General features: G+C 75.4%; 12 protein-coding genes. 3 read left to right on the plus strand and 9 right to left on the minus strand.

Annotated features, from left to right (window positions below):
• Positions 1-14 precede the first annotated feature (14 nt).
• Positions 15-5,936, minus strand: a complete 5,922-nt coding sequence (locus ABT263_RS20025; protein ID WP_352291748.1) for a WD40 domain-containing protein — start codon at positions 5,934-5,936, stop codon at positions 15-17.
• An 88-nt stretch (positions 5,937-6,024) separates the two neighbouring features.
• Here ABT263_RS20025 and ABT263_RS20030 point away from each other — a divergent pair, with 88 nt between their 5' ends.
• Positions 6,025-7,227 (plus strand): ArsB/NhaD family transporter, encoded by a 1,203-nt coding sequence (locus ABT263_RS20030; RefSeq protein WP_352291750.1) that lies wholly within the window; start codon positions 6,025-6,027, stop codon positions 7,225-7,227.
• A gap of 159 nt (positions 7,228-7,386) precedes the next feature.
• Here the strand turns inward: ABT263_RS20030 and ABT263_RS20035 are convergent, their stop codons facing one another.
• The 6 genes from ABT263_RS20035 to ABT263_RS20060 form a co-directional block, all read right to left on the minus strand.
• Entirely contained in the window at positions 7,387-8,280 is an 894-nt protein-coding gene (locus ABT263_RS20035) for an inositol monophosphatase family protein (protein WP_352291752.1), read from the minus strand.
• Positions 8,258-9,109, minus strand: a complete 852-nt coding sequence (locus ABT263_RS20040; protein WP_352291754.1) for a hypothetical protein — start codon at positions 9,107-9,109, stop codon at positions 8,258-8,260. Before ABT263_RS20040 ends, ABT263_RS20035 begins: the two co-directional genes overlap by 23 nt.
• Positions 9,110-9,128: 19 nt before the next feature.
• The gene (locus ABT263_RS20045; protein WP_352291755.1) at positions 9,129-10,091 is read right to left on the minus strand and encodes a hypothetical protein; all 963 of its coding nucleotides are present in this window, start codon (positions 10,089-10,091) and stop codon (positions 9,129-9,131) included.
• A 254-nt stretch (positions 10,092-10,345) separates the two neighbouring features.
• Positions 10,346-11,830 carry an MFS transporter gene (locus ABT263_RS20050; protein ID WP_352291757.1) on the minus strand — a complete coding sequence of 495 codons (1,485 nt, stop codon included), beginning with the start codon at positions 11,828-11,830 and terminating at the stop codon, positions 10,346-10,348.
• Positions 11,827-12,564, minus strand: a complete 738-nt coding sequence (locus ABT263_RS20055; protein ID WP_352291759.1) for an ArsR/SmtB family transcription factor — start codon at positions 12,562-12,564, stop codon at positions 11,827-11,829. The genes ABT263_RS20050 and ABT263_RS20055 overlap by 4 nt, the downstream gene beginning before the upstream one ends.
• A 125-nt stretch (positions 12,565-12,689) precedes the next feature.
• Positions 12,690-13,487: a histidine kinase gene (locus ABT263_RS20060; RefSeq protein ID WP_352291761.1), complete on the minus strand. Its 798-nt coding sequence runs from the start codon at positions 13,485-13,487 to the stop codon at positions 12,690-12,692.
• A gap of 319 nt (positions 13,488-13,806) precedes the next feature.
• Here ABT263_RS20060 and polX point away from each other — a divergent pair, with 319 nt between their 5' ends.
• Positions 13,807-15,534, plus strand: coding sequence for a DNA polymerase/3'-5' exonuclease PolX (gene polX / locus ABT263_RS20065; RefSeq protein WP_352291763.1), 1,728 nt, complete (start codon positions 13,807-13,809; stop codon positions 15,532-15,534).
• Positions 15,535-16,109: 575 nt separating this feature from the next.
• Positions 16,110-17,006: a (2Fe-2S)-binding protein gene (locus ABT263_RS20070; RefSeq protein ID WP_352291765.1), complete on the plus strand. Its 897-nt coding sequence runs from the start codon at positions 16,110-16,112 to the stop codon at positions 17,004-17,006.
• A 157-nt stretch (positions 17,007-17,163) separates the two neighbouring features.
• Here the strand turns inward: ABT263_RS20070 and ABT263_RS20075 are convergent, their stop codons facing one another.
• Together ABT263_RS20075 and ABT263_RS20080 are read right to left on the minus strand one after the other, a co-directional pair.
• Complete coding sequence (locus ABT263_RS20075; RefSeq protein WP_352291767.1) at positions 17,164-18,216, minus strand: ABC transporter permease; 1,053 nt, start codon at positions 18,214-18,216, stop codon at positions 17,164-17,166.
• A gap of 123 nt (positions 18,217-18,339) precedes the next feature.
• A complete protein-coding gene (locus tag ABT263_RS20080; protein ID WP_352291769.1) occupies positions 18,340-19,974 on the minus strand; it encodes an alpha-amylase family glycosyl hydrolase in 1,635 nt (544 codons plus the stop codon).
• Positions 19,975-20,102: the final 128 nt, after the last annotated feature.

Consider the following 20,102-nt stretch of genomic DNA (forward strand, 5'->3'; position numbering starts at 1 on the left):
GCCCGCCCCGGGGCTCACAGCAGCGCCTCCGGCGGCATCCGGTGGACGCCCGGGAGCCGGGTGTCGAGCTCGCCGGGCTCGAAGCGGCACATCCCGACCGCGTGCCAGAACTCGCCCACGACGTCGCCCTCGTACTTGTACGCGCCGGACGGCAGCAGCGCCGCCCAGCCGTCCGGCGCCCCGAGCAGGGTCGCCCGGGCCGTGGGCGCGCCGTCGGCGGGGACGTCCCAGAGCCGCACCGTGCCGTCCTCGCCGCCGCTGGCCAGCAGCGATCCGTCCGGGCTGAAGGTCACCGCCAGGATCCGGCCGGTGTGCCCGCGCAGCCGTCCGAGGTCCTGCCCGGTGCGCGGGTCCCAGAGCCGGACCACCCGGTCGTCCCCCGCCGTGGCGAGCAGCGGCCGCCGGGGGTGCACCGACGCCGTCCAGAGCCGGCCCGCGTGGCCGGTCAGCCGGTGCCTGATCCCGCCGTCCGCCCAGACCACGGCGTCGCCGTCCCACGAGGCGCTGGCCAGCCAGGAGCCGTCGGCGCCGAACGCGACGCCGTACACCCGGTCACCGTGCCCGTCGTGCCGGGCCTCGATCCGGCCGGCCTCGATGTCCCAGATCCGGACGCTGCTGTCGTCGCAGCCGGTGGCCAGCCGGCGCCCGTCCGCGCTGAACGCGATCGAGCGGACCCGGCCCCGGTGCTCGCGCAGCGTGGCGACGTGGGCGCCGGTGCTGCGGTACCAGATGCGGACGGTGTCGTCGTCGTTGGCGGTGGCCACGAAGACGCCGTCGGCGCTGAACGCCTCCGCCCAGACGTGCTCCGTCTCGACGTCCATCTCCCGCAGGTACTCACCGGTCAGCGCGTTCCACAGGTAGAGGTCGCCGTCGTTGCTCGCGGTGGCCAGCACCGGCCCCTGCGGGCTGAACTGCGCCGAGACCAGTCGGCTGCTGCGCCCCGAGAGCTCCCTGATCCGGCGGCCCGTGGCGGGCTCCCAGAGCCGGACCACGCCGTCGTTGCCACCGGCCGCCAGCACGCCGGCGTCCCCGCTGAAGGAGAGCGAGCCGATCCGGCGCCCGTGGCCGCGCAGCAGTTGGCGGCTGCGGCCGGAGGCCGGGTCCCAGAGCCGGACGGCGCCGTCGTTGCCGCCGGTCACCAGCAGCGTGTCGGCCTCCGCCCCGCCCGGTCCGGCGCCGGGGCGGAACCGGCAGGCCCAGACCGAGCCCCGGTGCTCGGGCGGCTGGCGGCGCGGGGCCACCACCTCGCGCCCGCCCGGGGCGGGCGGCCCGACCCGCCACACCCGGACCACGCCGTCGCTGTCCCCGGCGGCGAGCCGGCCGCCGCCGTCGTCGAAGTCGACCTGGTAGACCGAGCCGGTGCAGCCCTCCAGCCGGCCGGCCGCCGTCCCGTCCAGCGGGTTCCAGAGCCGGATCTGACCGGCCGTGTCGCCGCTGGCGAGCAGGTCCCCGTCGGGGTGGAAGGCCAGCGTGTAGACCCGGCCGCCGTGCCCCTCGAAGGTGTGCAGCAGGCGTCGCCCCGCGACGTCCCAGACCCGGACTGCGCCGCCCGGGGCGTCCGGGGCCGCGTCCGCGGCGCCCCGGACGGCCGCGCCGTCCGCACCGGCGTCGCCGGTGGCCAGCAGCGTCCCGTCCGGGCTGAACCGGGCCCGGAAGACCGTTCCGCGGTGCCCCGGGAGCTCGGCGACCCGCTGCCCGGTCGCGGTGTCCCACAGCCGGGCCCCACCGAGCCTGTCACCGGTCACCAGCAGGGCGCCGTCCGGGCTGAAGACCGCGGTGTAGACGGGTGCGGCGTGGCCGGTCAGCCGGCGCAGCAGCCCGCCCGTCGCGGTGTCCCAGAGAGTGACCGTCCCGTCGGCGTCACCGGTGGCGAGCAGTGCCCCCGTCGACTCCAGCGAGACCGGCCAGACCCCGCCCGGGTGGACGTCGAGGCGGTGCAGGCACTCCCCGGAGACCTGGTCCCAGAGCCGGACGGTGCCGTCGGCGCTGCCGGTGGCCAGCACGCTCCCGGCGAACTTCACCGCGTAGACCCGGTCGATGTGGTCCTTGAGGGTGCGCAGGGCGACTCCGGTGAGCGCGTCGCAGACCAGCACGCTGCCGTCGGCGCTGCCGACCGCGAGCAGCTGGCCGTCGGCGCTGAAGGCGACCGGTTCGGGCAGCCGGGCGGTGCGCACGCCGAACCCGTACGGCACGCCTACCTCCGAGGGCCGGAAGCCGGCCTCGACGGGCAGGCCCGGCGCGACGGCCGCGGCGCGCAGTTCGGGGGCGGCCAGCACCTCGTCGTCGGTGACGGCGGAGATCAGGGCGGCGCGCTGCCAGCGGCTGCCCCGCAGCCGGGCGCCGCGCAGATCGGTGCCGATCAGCCGGGCACCGCGGAGGTCCGCGCCGGAGAGGTCGGCACCGGACAGGTCGGCCGCGTCGAGCCGGGCACCGGCCAGCCGGGCGCCGCGCAGCGAGGCCCCGGCCAGGTTGGCGCCGAGCAGCCGGGCGTCGGTGAGGTCGGCCTGGCCGAGGTCGACGCCGGAGAGGTCCCGGTGGGAGAGGTCCTCGCCGGCCAGCGCGGCGCCGCGCAGGTCGGTGTGGGCGGGCACCCGCAGCCGGGCCAGCACCTTGACGGCGTTGAGCCGCGCGGTCTCGTCCGCCTCGCCGGCCCCGTCCAGGACGTCGTGGGCCCACTGCTGGCAGAGCTGGTGGTCGGCGAGGTCGCAGAGGAACTCGACCGCCAGCCGGCTGAGCGGGCGCCGGGTGAGCAGCTCCGACTCGCCGTTCCCGAGCGAGGCCGCCGCGGCCCGGGCGACCAGCCACTCGACCACGGAACCGTGGATGAACTGGAACACGCCCTCGTCGGACCGGACGAGCAGACTGCCCGATCCCACCGCGTGCGCGAGCTGCGGCGCGGGCAGGTGGCTCCCGGCCAGGCCGGTCAGCGCACCGGAGAGGTCGAGCAGTTCGTCGTACGGCAGGGCGGTGCGGCTGGTCTCCCAGAGCCGGACCGCGAGCGCGGTCACGGCCTCCCAGAGCTGGTCCAGGCCGAGGCCGGGAGCGGCGCCCGGGCCGCCCTGGCCGCGCCGCTCCTCGAACTCCAGCCAGGCGGTGAAGACCTCCTGGTAGAGGCCGGCGGCGCTGAGCGCCCGGCCGGCTCCGGCGACGGCCCGCAGCCGGTCGTGGTCGAGGTCGGCGACGAAGCTCAGCAGCCGGGGGTTGCGGCAGAGCGCGAGCAGGTCGGGGATGGCCTCCAGCAGCCGCATCCGGCGGTCGGCGGCGGCCTCGTCGCCGTAGCGGTTGGCCAGGTAGCCGCGGATCTGGGCGGTGGTGAAGTCCTGGACGGCGATCAGCCGCCGCTGCGGGAGCAGGCCGACCCGCTCGCCGAGGGCGGTGAGCACCTGTTCCTGGGAGCTGAAGTGCTGGGTGCGGCTGCTCACCACGATCTTGGCGTTGTCCACGGCGGCGTCCAGCAGCACCTGGAGGTGGTCGGCGGCGCGCTCGTAGCTGACCCGGTTCAGCAGTTCGTCGAAGCCGTCGAACAGGAGGACCACACGCCCCTGCCGGAGCATGTAGCGGAAGGCCCGCAGGTCGAGGGTGTCGACGCCGTGGGCGGTCAGGTGGGCCGCCACCAGGCCGTCGAAGGAGTGCGCCTTGTCCAGTGCGCTGAGGTCGATGAACAGCGGCGTCAGATGCGGGAGTTCGACCGGGATGCGGCGGGCCAGCTCGCGAAGGGCGAAGGTCTTGCCGTGCCCGAAGTCGCCCAGCAGCAGCAGGAACCGGCCGTGGTCGGAGTCCAGCAGCCGGAGCATCTCGTCGACCAGGCCCTCGCGTTCCTCCCCGCCGGGGCGCTCAGCGTCCCGGTAGCGCTGCGGCAGGTAGAGGCCGGGCTGGTACTGGCTGTCGGCGGCCAGCCGCTCGCTCTGCGCGGCGACGTGGTCGCGGAGGTCGAGCAGGCCCTGGAACTCGATGAAACTGCGCAGCCGGACGCCGCGCCGCCGGGCCCGGTCGCGCAACTCGCGCGGCGGGGGCGGGCCGTCGTGGACCAGCTCGGCGTCCGGGGCACCGCCGGCGGCGTGCACCTCGTCGACGAAGCGGTCGACCTCCTCGGCGGTCGGGGTGCGCACGCAGACCGCGACCCGCTGCTGGCGGACGAATCCCGACTCGTTCCAGGTGACGAAGAGCTGGGGCGGCGAGCCGGCGACCGAGCGGATCTGGGCGCCCTGGTGCCGGGTGCGGCAGACCTCGGAGACCCGGGCCAGCAGGGTGTCGAGCGGGGAGGGCAGTTCCCTGGTCTCCCGCTCGGCGGCGGGCAGCGGGGCGGGGCCCGCCGCGGGCGGGGCGTCGGGGGCGGCCCGGTCGGGCGGCGGGGGGAACGCGCGGTGCGCCCGGTGCCAGCCGACCGCCGACCGCCGGGGCTCGGCGCCCGGGGCTGTGCCCGCCCCCGGGGCGGCGCCGGGGCTCGGGCCGGGCCAGTGGGTGAGCCCCTCGCGGGTGAGCTGCAGCAACTGGTGCGCGCCCGGGGCGGTGGCCCCGAGGACCCTGAGCTCCCCGGCGGAGGTGGGCAGGTCCTGGAGCGCGGCGCGGCCGTCGGCCGGCCCGTGCAGCAGCAGGTGCAGCCGGGGCGCGGTCAGCCGGGTGAAGCGGTCGACGTCCCGGAGCGGCTCGGCGTCCTGGCCCGCCCGGGCCGACCGGGCGCCCGCCGGCCGGGGCGTGACGGGGTGCCGGACGCCGCCGATCCGCAGCCAGCCGTCGTTCTCGTACGGGCGCAGCGCCTGGGCGAACCAGGCGGCCTGCTCGGGGCCGAGCCAGCCGTACCGGTCGTCGGGCCGGTGGCTGTGGGCCATCGAGGAGTTCAGGCCCGCGACGACCGTCCCGAGCTCGGGCACCGGGAACAGCGTCCAGGGCTGGTCGCTGTCGAAGACCACGTCCAGCCCCTGGTAGAACTCCTGGAACAGCCGGGCGTAGTGGCGCCACTTGGGCCAGTAGGGCGGGGTGGGCCGCAGTTCGTCCGCCTCGCAGGTGGCGAAGTAGGCGCGGGAGGCCGCCTGGCTGACGTCCTGACCGCCGGGGACGATCGCCACCCGGTGCGGCTCCAGCCCGAGCAGGGAGCGCATGCCGGTGAGGAAGGCGAGGGCCTGCTCGCACTCCCGGGGGCTGCCGGACGCGGTGAGGTCCCCGGTGACGACGACCAGTTCGGGTGCCGGGGCCCCGGCGTCGGCGAGCTCGACGAGGTCCCCCCAGACGGCGGCCTGGAGCTCCGCGGGATCGGCGCCCCGGCCGAAGGACGGGCCCGCCAGGTGCAGCACCGTGACCGACTCCCGCCCGCCCGGGTGGCCCGCCGCCGGTGGGTACTCCGGCCGCACGGAGGGCCTGCGCCGGCCGGACCGCCCGGTGCCGCCGACCGGCCGCAGCGCCTGCGGGGCCGGCTCCCCGTCCTGCTGCGCCCGGGCGGCGGGCGGCGCGCCCGCGGCGCCGCCCGGATAGCCCGGCCGCAGCTCCGGCCGGGCCCGGCCGTCCATCGCCTGGGCGACCCTGGCGAGCAGCAGGTGGCGGGCCAGCGCGGGGTCGGTGACGGTGGCCAGGTCGATGTAGGTCAGGGTGGCGAGCAGGCCGTCCACCGGGATGTCCTCGATCCGGACGGTCAGCAGCCTGCGCTCCGGGGCGTCGGGGTCGGCGCGCAGGGCCGCCTGCCACTCCATCCGGCCGTAGCGCGAACGCTCGTAGTGGCGCGAGAGCAGCGCGATGACCGCGGCGGACTCGGTGACACCCCGGTCCATGAAGTCGACGAAGTTGGTCCCCGGGACGAAGTCCCACGCCTGGAGGAAGGCCCGGTAGCCCGCGTCCTCCAGCGTCCAGGCGATCCAGGCCGCCCACCGTTCGTCGGCGGGCGAGTAGCTGATGAAGAAGTCGATCGGCCCGGGGCCGCCCGGGTTCACGTCATAAGCCCCCATGGGGCCAGCTTATGGCCGATCGCCGACGAGCGACCCCGGTTCGGCCCCACACTCGACCAACCACCGCTCGTATGCGACCCTGACCACCGTGTTTGCCTACTGGCCCAACGTCAAGCGGCTCCATCCCCTCGACTGGGTGGCTGCTGCGCTGCTCGCCTGCGGACTGCTCCTGCTCGCCACCGGACTGCTACCGACGGACTCCGCCGGGGCCGCGATCTCCCGGATCGCACCCCTGCTCGCCTTCCTCGGGACCGTCATCGTGCTCGCCGAACTCACCAGCACGGCAGAGGTGTTCGACGTGCTGGCGGCCGGGGTGGCCCGGACCGCCCGGGGCAGCTACGCGGCGCTGTTCGTGCTCTGCGTGGCGCTGGCCGCCGTCACCACGATCACCCTCAACCTGGACACCACGGCCGTCCTGCTGACCCCGGTGATGCTGGCCCTCGCCTCGCGGGTGGGCATCGCGCCGCTCCCGCTGGCGATGACCACGGTCTGGCTGGCCAACACCGCGAGCCTGCTGCTCCCGGTGTCCAACCTGACCAACCTGCTGGCCGCCGAGCGGGTCGCGCTCTCCCCGACCGGCCTGGCCCGGGTGATGTGGGCTCCGCAACTGGCCGCCGGCCTGATGACCATGGCCTGCCTGTGGTGGTTCTACTGGCGGCGCGACCGGCGCGGCGCGAACGACTACGACCCGCCGCCGGCCCACCGGCCGGCCGACCGGGTGCTGTTCAGGATCTGCGCACTGACCTGCGCCGGGTTCCTGCTGACCAGCCTGCTGGCCGACCTCCCGCTCTGGGTCGCCTCGGGGGCGGCGGCCCTGGTGGTGGTCGTGGCGTTCGCCGTGCGGCGGCCCGAGGCGCTGCGGGCCTCGCTGATCCCGTGGCGGCTGCTGGTGATGGTGCCGGGGATGTTCCTGGTGGTGCAGACCTTCGACGCGCACGGGCTGCACCGGGTGCTCGCCGAGGCGATCGGGACGGACGGCGGGGTGCTCGGGATGTTCCGCGCCTCGGCGGTGGGCGCGGGGCTGTCGAACCTGCTCAACAACCTGCCCGTGTACCTGGCCGGCGAGGCCGCCGTACCGGCCGGCAACCACCAGCAGCTGCTCTCCCTGCTGATCGGCACCAACATCGGCCCGCTGATCACACCCTGGGCCTCGCTCGCCACCCTGCTCTGGTACGAGCGGTGCCGGTCGGCCGGGCTGCGGGTACCGCTGCGCAGCGTCGCGGCGACCAGCGCCGTCCTGGCCGTCAGCGGGGTGGCGCTGGCCACCGCGGCCCTGACCCTGACGTCGTGACGGCGTAGCGGCGTGACGGCGTAGCGGCGTGACGGGGTAGCGGCGTGACGGGGTAGCGGCGTGACGACGGTGGCCGGGGATGGCCGGGGATGGCCGGGGATGGCCGGTGGTGACCGGAGGTGCACGGGGCGGGGAGGCTCGACTCCGCTGCCCGTTGCCTCAGCCGTGCCCGGCGGCCGAGGCGGCCCGGGCCACCAGGTCGAACAGGTAGGGCAGCGCCTCCGGTCGGCCCGCGACGAAGCTCCGCGCGGTGTCCGGCCGGCCGATCCGCCCGCTGAACCCGCCGCCGTCCAACCCGCGGACCACCACACCCGCCTCCGCCGCGAGCAGGTACCCGGCGGGCAGGTCGATCTCCTCCGGCAGGTAGCCGACGAAGCCGTCGATGTCGCCCCGGGCCAGCATCGACCAGGCCAGCAGCGGCGCCCACAGCTGCAGCAGCCGCTGGGAGCCGGCCTCCAGCTCCGACTTCAGCGCCCGGAGCAGCCGGTCGTCGGTCGCGATGCCGTGCCCCTGGGTCCAGGCGACCACCGGCCGGGCCGCGGCGACCGCACGCGCCGAACGGGCCGCACCCGCCGTACCGCAGAGCCGTCCCTGCGGGCCGAAGGCACCGGCGCCGTGGACGGCCCACCACGTCCGGCCGATCACGGGGTCGTGCACGACCCCGACGACCGGCTCCTCGTCCACGCAGAGCGCGATGCCGACCGCATAGGCCGGCAGCCCGATCACCACGTTGTTGCTGCCGTCGAGCGGATCCACCAGCCAGGTGCGGCCGGACGCCGCACCGCCGGCACCGCCCGCTGTCGCACCGCCCTCCTCGGCGACGATCCGGTCGCCCGGGAAGGATTCCGCGAGCCGGCTGGTCACCAGAGCCTCGGCCTGGAGGTCGAGTTCGGTGACCACATCGCCGTCCTCGCCCTTCGTGCAGACCCCGAAGGCGTCCTGGAACCGGGCGCTCAGCAGCGCCCCCGCCTCCTCGGCGGCCCGCACCGCCACACGGCACTCGAACGCGAACGGGAACGCCGGGGCGCCGTCACGCTGCCTGATCAGGTCCACTGATCCTCCTCGCTGCCTCTCCGGCGATCCGAGCCGTCTGGTCGGCGTCGCAGAGCCGGCGCACCACCCGGCGGGCCGGACCGTCGACGGGCCCCAGCACGACGTCCACCGATCCGGGCACGGACCGCCCCAGCACCACCGTCGCCGCCGACGCGGCCCCGGTGAGGAGGGTGGTGTGGAACTCGCCGGCCGCCAGGGTGTACGTCTCTCCGCGCGCGCTGCGCTGCTCCACCACCGGCTCCCAGCGCACCAGTCGCGGGGTCGGCCGGATCTCGTCCGCACCCGCGCGGCTGTACACCTCGAAGGCGCGGTGCGTCGGCCGCCGCGGCTCGTCCAGCACCCGGACCCTCAGGTTGCCGACCCGCCCGTAGAGCACGCTGCTCTTCAACTCCCAGCTGTGGCAGTGGATCTCCGGCGAAGGCGCGAGCGGGTGCGCCGCCGGTTGCGGGGGCGGGTGCGCCGCCCGGCGCAGACCGGACGCGACCGGCCCGAAGACGTGCACGCAGACCCCGCACGCGCCCTCCCGCAGGACCGGCAGGCAGTAGAAGCCGAGTGGGTGGGCCACCGCGCGCAGGGGTCTGCTGCCCGAGGCGATCTCCGCCAGGATCCCGCCGACCAGCCCGTCGAGCCCGCCCGGTTCGTCGGGCAGGCCTGGTCCGGACGGCGCGCCCGGGCCACCCCGGCTGTGCTGATCTGCCCGGCTGTCCCGGCCTGCCCAGCCGTCCCGGCCTGCCCGGCTGTCCTGGCCGGCCGGTCTGTCCGGCTCACCCGGTTCGGCCGCCGCCCCGGTCCGCCCGGCGGCCCGGTCGAGTCTCGTGAAGAGGTCCATCGTCTCCCGCCTCCGGCGGCTACCTGCGGTAGGGGTTCTCCGCGTGCAGCGCCCTGTCGATGATGTCGCCGACGTCGCGGTCCGAGAGGGCCGCCGGCAAGGGGATGCCGAGCTGCTCGAAGAGCCGCCGTGCCTCGTCGACGGTGGGGTCCTCGCTGAGCGGCTCGGTGTCCCGCAGGTCGAGCTTGAGCGCCTGCTCCCGGTAGTGGTGCAGCTCGGTGACGTAGTAGTCGTAGAGCGGACGCCCGCGCTCGACGTAGAGGCTGACCCGCCGCGGATCGTCCTGAGTGATGATCAGGCAGGACGCGGAGAGGTCGAAGCGCAGCGTCGGGACGACGGACGACAGGTGGACGTCGATCTCCAGGGTGTCGAGCCGCTGCCGGTACCACGAGGCGGCGAGCACGGTGGCGTACGACTCCTTGCGGGTGCGCTCGACGCTCCAGCCGTCCTGCGCGACGGAGCCCCGCCGGCTGCTGAACGTCTCGCGGAACCGCGAATAGGCGGCACAGGCCCGCTCGTCCCCCGGGTGCACGATATCGATCTTGACGGTGAGCGAACGGCGCCTGCGCTGCGCCTCCCGCACGCACTCGGGCAGGGTCACGGCCCGCAGATAGGTACCGGTGCCGCCCTTGAAGACCCACCGGTCGGTGTCCTGCCGGGCTCCCTCCAGGGCCCGTTCGAGATCCATACCGGCAAGCTCGCGCACCGAGGTCAGACTGTCCAGCGCCTGCCGCGCGCCGGCCGTGGCCTCCCGGATGTCGGCGATCCGGCGCTTGCGCTCGGCCAGCGACCCGTAGACCACCGCGGCGAGCACCAGGAGCGTGGCACCCGACACGACGTTGTCACCGAGCACTCCCCCGAACATGTCGAGCAACCCGACGGTCAGCGCGCCGCAGAAGGCGACGACGCCGTCCGAGTTCCTGAGCGCCCAGGCGATCGCGCCCTCCAGCCGCCGCCCGGACCCCGAGCCCCCGTTCGCCACCCCGCACCCCCGTCCTTCGCCCACCAACATGGTAGGTCAGCAGTCCAGTTGACGCCCAGACAGTTCACTGCCGGAACGGAGCACGAAGGGCGCGCTTCGAGCGTGGAGGGCGCACACCGCGGGCCGTCGCCCCGACCGACCGGTACCTGCCGTCACCGGCCGGAGGCACGAGCTGGAGGCACGAGCCGGTGGCACGAGCGGGCGTCACGAACCGGTAGTACGAGCCGGTGACGCGAACCAAGGGCACGACCGACTCAGCCGTCGGCCTTGGCCCCGGCCACCGAGAGGAGGTGCCGGTCCGCCCCGGCGCCCGACTCCGCGGCGCCGGGCGGCGACGGCACCGGCGGCCCCGGCCGTTCGGGCTCACGGGGGTCGGCCGCCGGCCCGCGACCCCGCAGGCGGTCCATCTCCCGCCACTCGGGCCGCAGGGCCGCCAGCGAGGTGGTGGCGAAGTACAGCCCACCGCCCACCAGCAGCACGGGTATCAGGCCGGACAGGGCGACGGCCGCGCCGGCGAGGAGACCGCCGAGGGGGATGCCGGCCCAGGCCAGCGAGTCGCCGAGGGCTCCGACGCGGCCCAGCAGGTGGCGCGGCACCCGCTCGAACGTCACCGCACCGAGGATCGGGTTGAGGAAGCCGGAACCGAAGCCGCCCACCGCGAAGACCGCCAGCACCACACCGATCGGCGCGTCCAGGGCGAGGACCAGGAACCTCGGTGCTCCGCAGAGCAGGAAGCCCGCGAAGAACACCACCCGGCGCGGAAGCCGATGGGCGACGGCCGCCGCTATCAGGCTCCCCGTCACCGCCGCGATCCCCCAGGCGCTGCCGGTCAGCCCGATGGCCGCGGGGCCACCCCCGGACTGCTGCGCCCAGAGCGGCACCAGGACGGTCATGAAGCCCGCGTCCAGCAGGTTGGTCACCGCGATCATGACGATCACGGTGAGCAGCAGCGGCTCGCCGCGCAGGAAGGTGAAGCCCTCCCGGAACATCTGCCAGTAGCCGGCCGGCTCGTCGGCCCGCGTCGGCTGGGCGGACTCGGCGGCCCGCGCGGACTGCGCGGACTCGACGGAATCGGCGGAATCGACGGACTGCGCGGACTTCGTGGTGGCCGGGACGATGGCACCCCGGCCCATCCCCCGGGGCAGCACCACCAGCACGACCAGCGCACCCAGCCCGAAGGCGACCGCGTTCAGCGTCAGCCCGGCCATCGGACCGAGCAGCGCCACCAGCCCGCCGCCCACCGCCGGGCCGATCGTCGAGGCCAGCCGCTCGGTGACCCCGGACAGCCCGGTGGCGCGCTCCAGCGGCACCCGGGCGTGGTCGGCCGCCTCGGGGACCATCACCTCCTTGGCCAAGTCCCCCGGGCCGCGCACCGCGCCGACCGTCGCGACCAGGACCAGCAGCAGCCAGAACGGCAGCAGGCCAAGCCCGTGCAGCAACGGCACCAAGGCTGCCGCGACGGCACTCACCGTGTCCGTCGTCCAGGAGACGACGCGCGGGCCCAGCCGGTCGATCACCGGGCCCGTGAACGCCTTGACCAGCACGTACGGCGTCATCTCGACGAAGGCCACCACGCCGGTCATGGTGGCGCTGCCGGTGGTGGCGAGGACGAACCAGGGCAGGGCGATGGCCGAGACCCGGGTACCGGTGAGCGAGACGGCCATCGCCGACAGCACGCCGACCAGGGGCCGGAGGCTGCGCGGGGCGGCGACCGCCCCGACGGCGGTGGACCCGGTCATGGCCGCCCCCCGGAGTCCTCGACCGAACCCCCGGGCCCGCCCGCCGCCGGCGCCGTCTCCCCGCCGCCGCGCCCGGCCCCGCCCTGATCGACGCCGCCCTGATCGGCGCCGTCCTGTCCGGCGTCGTCCTGGTCGGCGCCCCCTCGGGGCTCGGGCAGCACCTGGAGGACCACCCCGATCCGCTCGGCGCCGGCCGGGGCGTCCGCCGCGTCGAACTGCCGGTAGCGGCCGACGACGGCGGCCAGCTCCTCCGTCATGGCGCGGGCCTCCTCGGGAGTGAGCAGGACCGCCATGTCGCTGAGGTTGAGGATGTGGCGCCAGGCCCGCGGCATGGTCTCGTACCCGTTCAGCGCGCGCTGGGCGAGCAGCGTGTGCGCGGCGACGATGGACCGCAGGTAGCCGAGGGCCGCCTCCGGCTCCTCGTCCGCCAGCTCCATGTCCGACCACACGGTGAGCTGGTGGACCGCCCGCCACCACCGCTCGCGGGCGTTGCCGCGCTCGGAGTCCTCCTCGACGAACCCCGCCGCCGCCAGCTGCCGCAGGTGGTAGCTCGTCGCGCCCGACGTCAACCCCATCTGCTCGGCCAGCCTGGTCGCGGTGGACGGCCCGCCGCGGCGCAGCAGCCCGATCAGCTGCACGCGGACAGGATGGGCCAGCGCCCGCAGGCCCTTGGCATCGAGCACGACGTCCCGCTGCGGGTCGGGACTGTGCGGCCACCGCTTCTCTTCGGTCATGGCAGCAGCCTAGGACCGCAAAGACTTCTTCGCAAAGGGTTTTTGCGAAGAAGTCTTTGCGGTCCTCCCGGACGACTTTCCGGCACCCCCGCCCGACCGTCACGGCACGTCCGCGGCGCCCCGCCTCACTCGCGGGCGACCGACAGGACCAGCACCACGGTGAGGCCGCCGCCCGGAGTCTGCTCCACCGCCAGCCGCCCGCCCGCCGCACGGACCAGGCCGTCCACCGCCGGGCCGGCCGCACCGGCGGAGCGCAGGCCGGCGAGCAGCCACTGCCGGGCCTCCGGCAGCTCGCTCTGCCCGCGGTCCACCACCCTGAGCTCCACCCGGGCCCGGCCGGCGCCGGCACCCGCCGCGCCCGCGAGCCCCGCCGCACCCCCGGCCACCGCCCGCGCCCGCGGGGCGTCCCGCAGACCGAAGTCCCGCACGCCGGGGTCCACGGCACCGGCGTCCACCACATCGGCGCGCACCAGCACCCTGGCCCCCCACGGGCTGCGCCTGATCGCGTGATCGACCAACCCCGCCAGCGCCGACTCCAGCCGCCGGGCGTCCGCGACCACCACCGGCAGGCCGGCCGGTATTCGGACCGCCACCTGCCCCGCGCGGCCGCCCCCGCGCAGGACCCGCTGGACCACGTCGGCCACCTGGACGTGCGGCGCCCGCGGACCGCACCCCTCCGCCCGGTCCGTCCACCGCACCCGCTCCAGCTCCGGGCGGCTGAGTTCGCGGGGCCCGGCCATCACCCCGGCCGGGGGCCGCCCGAAGCCGTCCGCGGGTCCGAACCCCGCCTTCTCCCCGGTACCGTCCTCGCCCGCGCCCGGACCACCGCCCCGGCCGCCCCCGGCGGCGGCGCCGAACGCACCGAACCCGCCGAACGCCCGGGCGCCCGACGCGACATAGCCCCAGAGCTTTCCGCGTGCCATCGCCCTGCCCCTCGTACCTCACCGATCGTCGCCGCCGGCCGAACGGCGGACCGGAGTCGGCCGCGCTCCGGGTCCTCCGCCAAGCCTGCGCCCGGGCCGCACGGGTGACAATCCGGCTCCCGGGCACGAACCGGGCACAGTACCCCGCCGACCGACCGGGAACGAACCCGTCGACCGACGGGGGTCCGGTCGCCACCGCCCGCAGGGCGCCGCCCGAGCGCGCCGGCCCGGCTCGCACGCCCCGACGTGCGCCCGCACGCCCCGAGGCCACCGAGCCGCACCCCCTGCCCGATCCGGCCGCCGAACCTAGACTGACCCCATGACCCGGCTCAACGACCAGGTCCAGGAGCTGCTCCAGGAGTACGCCGACCTGATCTCGATCACCGGCGGGGACGCCTTCCGGGCCCGCGCCTACGAGAAGGCCGCCCGTGCGGTGGGCGGCCACCCGGAGGACATCGCCGGGCTGGACGCCAAGGGCCTCCAGAAGATCCCCGGCGTCGGGAAGTCCACCGCCGACAAGATCGCCCAGTACCTCGCCACCGGCCGGATGGACGCGCTGGAGACGCTGCGCGCGGCCATCCCGGCCGGGGTCCGCGCCATGACGGCCGTTCCCGGTGTCGGGCCCAAACGCGCGCTCGCCCTCTACCGCGACCTCGACATCGCCTCCGTCGACCAGCTCGCCGAGGCCATCCGCGCGGACCGGCTGAGCACCGTGGCCGGGTTCGGCGAGCGCAGCGGCGAGCAGATCCTGCGCGGCATCGAGCTGATGCGGCAGGCCGGCGGGCGGACGCTGCTCGACGCGGCCACCGAACAGGCCGAGCAGATCGTCGCCGCGATCGCGGCCGTCCCGGGCTGCACCCGCTGCGCGTACGCGGGTTCGCTGCGCCGGATGCGCGAGACGGTCGGCGACATCGACGTGCTCGCCACCGCCGAGGACTCCGCGCCGCTGATGGCCGCGCTCGCCGGACTCCCCTCGGTGGCCGAGGTGATCGCCCGCGGGCCGACCAAGACCTCGGTCCGCACCGCCAAGGGGCTCCAGGTCGACCTGCGGGTGGTGCCGGAGGAGGACTGGGGAGCGGCGCTGGTGTACTTCACCGGCTCCAAGGCGCACAACATCAGGCTCCGCACGATGGCCGTCCGGGCCGGGCTCAAGCTCTCCGAGTACGGCCTGTTCGACGCGGAGAGCGGCGACAAGGTGGTCTCGGCGACCGAGGAGGAGGTCTACGCGGCGCTCGGACTGCCCTGGATCGCGCCGCCGATGCGCGAGGACCGCGGCGAGATCGAGGCCGCCCTGGAGGGCGAACTCCCGGTGCTGGTCACCGAGGCGGACCTGCGCGGCGACCTGCACACCCACACCGATCTCACCGACGGGCTGGCGAGCCTGGAGGAGATGATCGACACGGCGGCCGCCCGCGGTTACGCGTACTACGCCGTCACCGACCACGCGCCGGACCTGGTGATGCAGCGGATGACGGACGAGAAGATGCTCGCCCAGCGCGAGCGACTGCGCGAACTGGCGGGCCGGCACCGGCGGATGCGGCTGCTGCACGGCACCGAGCTGAACATCGGCCCGGACGGCGGCGTGGACTGGCCCGCCGAGTTCCTGGCCGGTTTCGACGTCTGCGTCGCCTCCGTCCACTCGCACTTCGGGGCCGACCGCGCCGCCCAGACCCGCCGGCTGATCCGCGCCTGCGAGAACCCGCACGTGCACGTCATCGGCCACCTCACCACCCGGCGGATCGGCCGGCGCGGGCCGATCGACGTCGACCTCGACGCCGTGTTCCGGGCCGCCGCCCGGACCGGCACCGCGATCGAGATCAACAGCTCACCGAACCGCCTCGACCTGCGCGACGAGGACGTGCTGCGGGCGAAGCGCCACGGGGTCCGCTTCTCGATCGACAGCGACGCCCACTCCACCCCGCAGCTGGCGTACCCGAGGTACGGCGTCGGCACCGCGCAGCGGGCCTGGCTGACCGCCGAGGACGTGATCAACACCTGGCCGTGGCAACGCCTGAAGCGGTTCCTGCGCAAGGACGCGCTGCGGTAGCGCACGGCAGCCGCCCCCAGGTGCCCGCCAAGTCGCCGCGGGTGCGCCCGACCCGCCCCGGAGCCGGGTAAATTGCCCCGATTCATGGGGAAAAGCCCTGGTGCCCGGGGCGTGGGAGGCGCATCATGGAGGTGGACCTGCGAGGAGCTGTGGGAGTTCGACCGCAGGAGGCAGTGGCGACAGATCGAGACGGATCAGGGTCTGCCGCTGGTACCTCGGTCGACGATCGAACTATGAGGCCGGAGGACGCGACGTCCGGAGGCCATCCCCCTCCTCGCAGGTTCCGCACGCCCGGGCGACCGCAGGTTCGGCGACCGCAGGTTCGGCGCGCCCGGCGGCGGGGGCCACGACTCCGGAACCACGACTCCGGGACCACGGCTCGGGGGCCAGGACTCGGGCGCCCGTGGCGCGGTAGCGTTCATCACCGCCGATACCGGCCACTCGACCGTCCCGGGGCCGACGCCCCCACGGCCTGCCCCGGAGGACCGCCCGATGACCGACGACCGCCCGCCCGCAGGCAGCCCGGGGCTCCGCCGGCCGACCCCGTGCCCGCCGGTCGCCCGGGCGGTCGGCCGATGACCACCGGCACGCCCGACTACCGCCGACTCTCCGCCGTCGGACCGTACTTCGCCCTGGACTCCGGCGCCTCGCCCGCCGAGGCCGCCCCTCCGGGGTTCCGCCCGCTGCGCGAGCTGTACGCGCACGGGCCCCGCTCGCCGCTGGCCGAGCGGGTCCGGGTGGTGGCCCACCGGCTCGGCACCGCCGAACCCCGGGTGGCGGCCTCGATCCTGCACCTCGGGCTCGCCGCCCGGTTCTGCTCGGTGGGCCTCGGCGCCGCCGTCCTGCTGGGCACCGTCCCCGCACTGGACCCCGACCGCGCCTACGTGCGCATCCCGGAGCAGGGCCCGATCGACCTCTGGACACCGCACGAGGCGACACCGCACGAAGCGCCACCGCACGAAGCGCCACCGCACGAGGCGACACCCCACGAAGCGACACCGCACGACGGAACGCCCCACGGCGGGACACCGGACCACCGAGCGCCGCACCACGACGCACCCCACCCCCCACAGCCGCCCGCCCCGGCTCCGACCGGCCCCCGCACGAGCGACGAGCAGCTGGCCGACCGGCTCCACCACGTGCTCGTCCAGGGCCAGTTGACGCTGCTCGCGGCCGCCGTCCGGGCCGCCGTGCCGCTCTCCGGCAGACTGCTCGACGGCAATGCCGCCTCCGCCCTGGCGGGGGCCCTGCGCATGCTCGACGCCCACGCGGTCCCCGGCCGGGCCCGCGCCCTCGTCGCGGCGGTACTTCGCCAGCCACCGCTGGCCGACACCGGGGAGCTGCGCGGCACCGGCTTCCGGCGCACCAGTTGCTGCCTCTACTACCGGGTCGGCCCGGGCACCGGCGTCTGCGGCGACTGCTGCTTCACCAGCCCGCCCGGACCACGCCGCCCCGAACCACGCCACCGCTGACCACGCCACCCCGAACCACGCCGCCCCTGACCACGCCACCCCGCCCGAGGCGCAGCGCTGCGGCCCGCGTGCGGCCTGTCCGGGGCCGGGCGCGGGCCGCCGATCCCCACCCGGCGCCGATGCCCGTGGCGGCGGGTGAAGCCTTCCGGCGTCACGGTCAGACCGCGACCGCCTCCGCCATCTCCTCCTCGGCCTCCGCCTCCGCCTCGACCGCCGACCGGCCGCGCTTCTCGTACGCCGCCGCGCCGACCATCACCGCACCGCCCAGCGCCAGCCAGAGCGCCAGGGTCAGCACGTGCCCGCCGAGCCCGGCGCCGCCGTCGAAGTACAGGACGCTGCGGGCGCCCTCCAGGAATCCGGCGCCGGTCCAGAAGGCGTGCAGGGCACCGAAGAAGCCGTTCTGCAGCTCGGGCCGGTAGACGCCGCCCGAGGTGGTGAAGTTCAGCATCACGAAGAGCACCATCATCGTCAGCGTGGTCCACCGCTTCAGGAAGCTGTGCAGGCCGATGCCGATCGCTAGGACACCCGCCGAGTACAGCCAGCCGAGCGCCCAGACGGCCGCCACGTCGTGGTCCACGACGTGGAAGACCGGCCCGGCGGTGCCGATGCCGATCACGCTCACCGCCAGCGAGACGGCGAGGCCGACCAGGGCCCGGGTCCGCATGCCGAGGGCGGCGCCGGCCGCGCCGATCACCGCGACGCTCGCGTAGGAGCCGATGCTGAGCGCGACCAGCAGGAAGAACAGGCCCTGGCCGGTCGGGTCGCCCTTGCCGGGCGTGGCGAGGTCGGTGACGGCCAGCGGCACGCCCTGCTGGTCGGTGACGTTCCGGAACACCGCCTCCGCCGCCATCGCGGAGGTGTCGGACCCGCCCTTGGCGACGATCAGTTCGGGGCTCCGGGCGTCCGGGAGGAACGCGCCGACCAGGTCGCGGTCACGCAGCTGCTGCTCGGCGGCGTCCCTGGTCGCCGGGGTGCTGACGTCGAGCGCCGGGCCGGCCTTGGCCCGGACGGCGTCCGCCAGGCCCTGCGCCTGCGGGGAGGTGCCGACGACGGCGACCTTCAGGTGGTGCGGCTCGGGCTGGTGGAACGCCCCCTGGTAGGCGAGCGCCATGCCCAGGCACATCAGCAGCGGGGTGAGCAGGTGGACGGCGAGGTGCTTGAGCGCGTGCCCCGGGGTGGGCGCCGCGGCGGTGGTCTGGGGTGCACTCATGGCGTTCGTCTCATCCTCCGTTGCCGGACATAGAAGATGGTAAATACAACCATCTGGATGCAGTGTACAACCATTTCGGGGGCGAGCGAAAGCCCGGACCCACCCCCGCGCGGCCCGCCCGGCTCAGACCATCTCGAACACCCCGTACGAGAACCCGTCCGCCCGCAGCTCTCGGTCGACCACCCGCACCCCCTGCACGTCCAGCGGCCGCACCGCGACCGGACCAGCCGCGCCACCCGACCGGGCCGCACCGCCCGGGCCGCCCGGCAGCGCCGACCCGAGCGGCACCACGCCCGGCTCCCGCCGCGGATTGACCACCACCAGGTACCGCCCCGCCCGGATGTACACCAGCGGGTAGCCGTCGCCGCGGACCTCGACCGCACCGCCCGCCCCCAGGCCCGGATGGGCCCGCCGAAGCGCGATCAGGCGCCGGACGGTGTGCAGCAGCGAGGTCGGGTCGGCCCGCTGCGTGGCCACGTCCGGGCGGTGCGGATCGGGGTCGACCGGCAGGTAGAGGCGCTCGGCGGGAGCGGTGGAGAAGCCCGCGTTCGCCCCGGGCTCCCACTGCATCGGCGTGCGCGAGCCGGCCCGGTTGTACCGCGGACCGAGCGTGCTGCCCTCCACGTCGGGCAGGCCGGGAAGATAGCGCATGCCGATCTCGTCGCCGTAGTAGACCGCCGGCAGGGTGGGCCAGGTGAGCTGGAAGGCGAAGGCGGGGGCGAGCTGTTCGGCGGTCCGCGGGCCGGTGGCGAGCCGGGAGAAGTCGTGGTTCGCGGTGGGCAGCGCGATGTACCCGGCGCCCTCGGTGAGTTGGGCGGCGCTGCGCCATGCGTCGAGGAAGACCCGCGGGGTGCCGCGGCCCTCGGCCTCGAAGTAGCAGGGGCCCTGCTTCCAGTACTCCTCGACCGTGCCGGTGCCGTTGTTCCACAGCGAGCGGAGCGGCAGGCCGTGGTCGGCGCCGCCGAACTGGAGGAAGAAGTCGGCGTGGAAACCGGCCCCGACGGCGGCGGCCGGGTCGCCCCACTCGGCGAGCAGCGCGGCCTGCGGGTGGGCGCGGTCGAGCCAGTCGCGCAGCTCGGTCCAGAGCTTGGAGGTCTCGACGAACCCGGGGTCGTCCTTGACCAGCGAGGAGGCCATGTCGACGCGGAACCCGGCCAGGCCGAGGTCCAGCCAGTGCGCCATGATCCCGCGCAGCGCGGCGCGGTTCGCGCGCGGACCGTCGGCGTCCACCGGCTGTCGCCAGGGCTGGTCGGAACGGCTCTGCGCGTAGCCGAAGTTGAGCGCCGGCTGGCAGTCGAAGAAGTTCGGCCGGTACCAGCCGGGGCGGCTGCCGGGCGAGGCGACGAATCCGTCGACCGGCCGGTCCGACCAGATGTAGCGGTCGTCGTCCCGGTCCTCGGCGGCGGCCAGGAACCAGGGGTGCCGGTCGGAGGTGTGACCGGCGACCAGGTCGAGCAGGATCCGGATGCCCCGGCCGCGCGCCGCCTCGACCAGCGCGGCCAGGTCCTCGGTGGAGCCGTACCGGGGCGCGGGCGTGAGGTAGTCGCTCACGTCGTACCCGGCGTCCCGGAACGGCGAGGCGAAGCACGGGTTCAGCCAGACCGTGTCGACCCCGAGCCAGGCCAGGTGGTCCAGGCGGGCGGCGATGCCCCCGAAGTCCCCGATGCCGTCGCCGTCGGAGTCGGCGAAGGTCTGCGGGTAGATCTGGTACAGGACGGCGTCGGCCAGCCAGTCGGGGCCGGGGCGGGTCGAGGTCATGGGGTGGATCCTCCTACCGGGTGCCGGGGTCCGGAACCACCGATTCTCGTCCAATCCCGGCCGTCCCGACAGCCCCCCTCCGGCACCGCTCCCCCGGGGCCCGGGCCTTCCCCGGCGACCCGGCCCCG

Source organism: Kitasatospora sp. NPDC001603 (assembly GCF_040298365.1).
Classification (GTDB): Bacteria; Actinomycetota; Actinomycetes; order Streptomycetales; family Streptomycetaceae; genus Kitasatospora.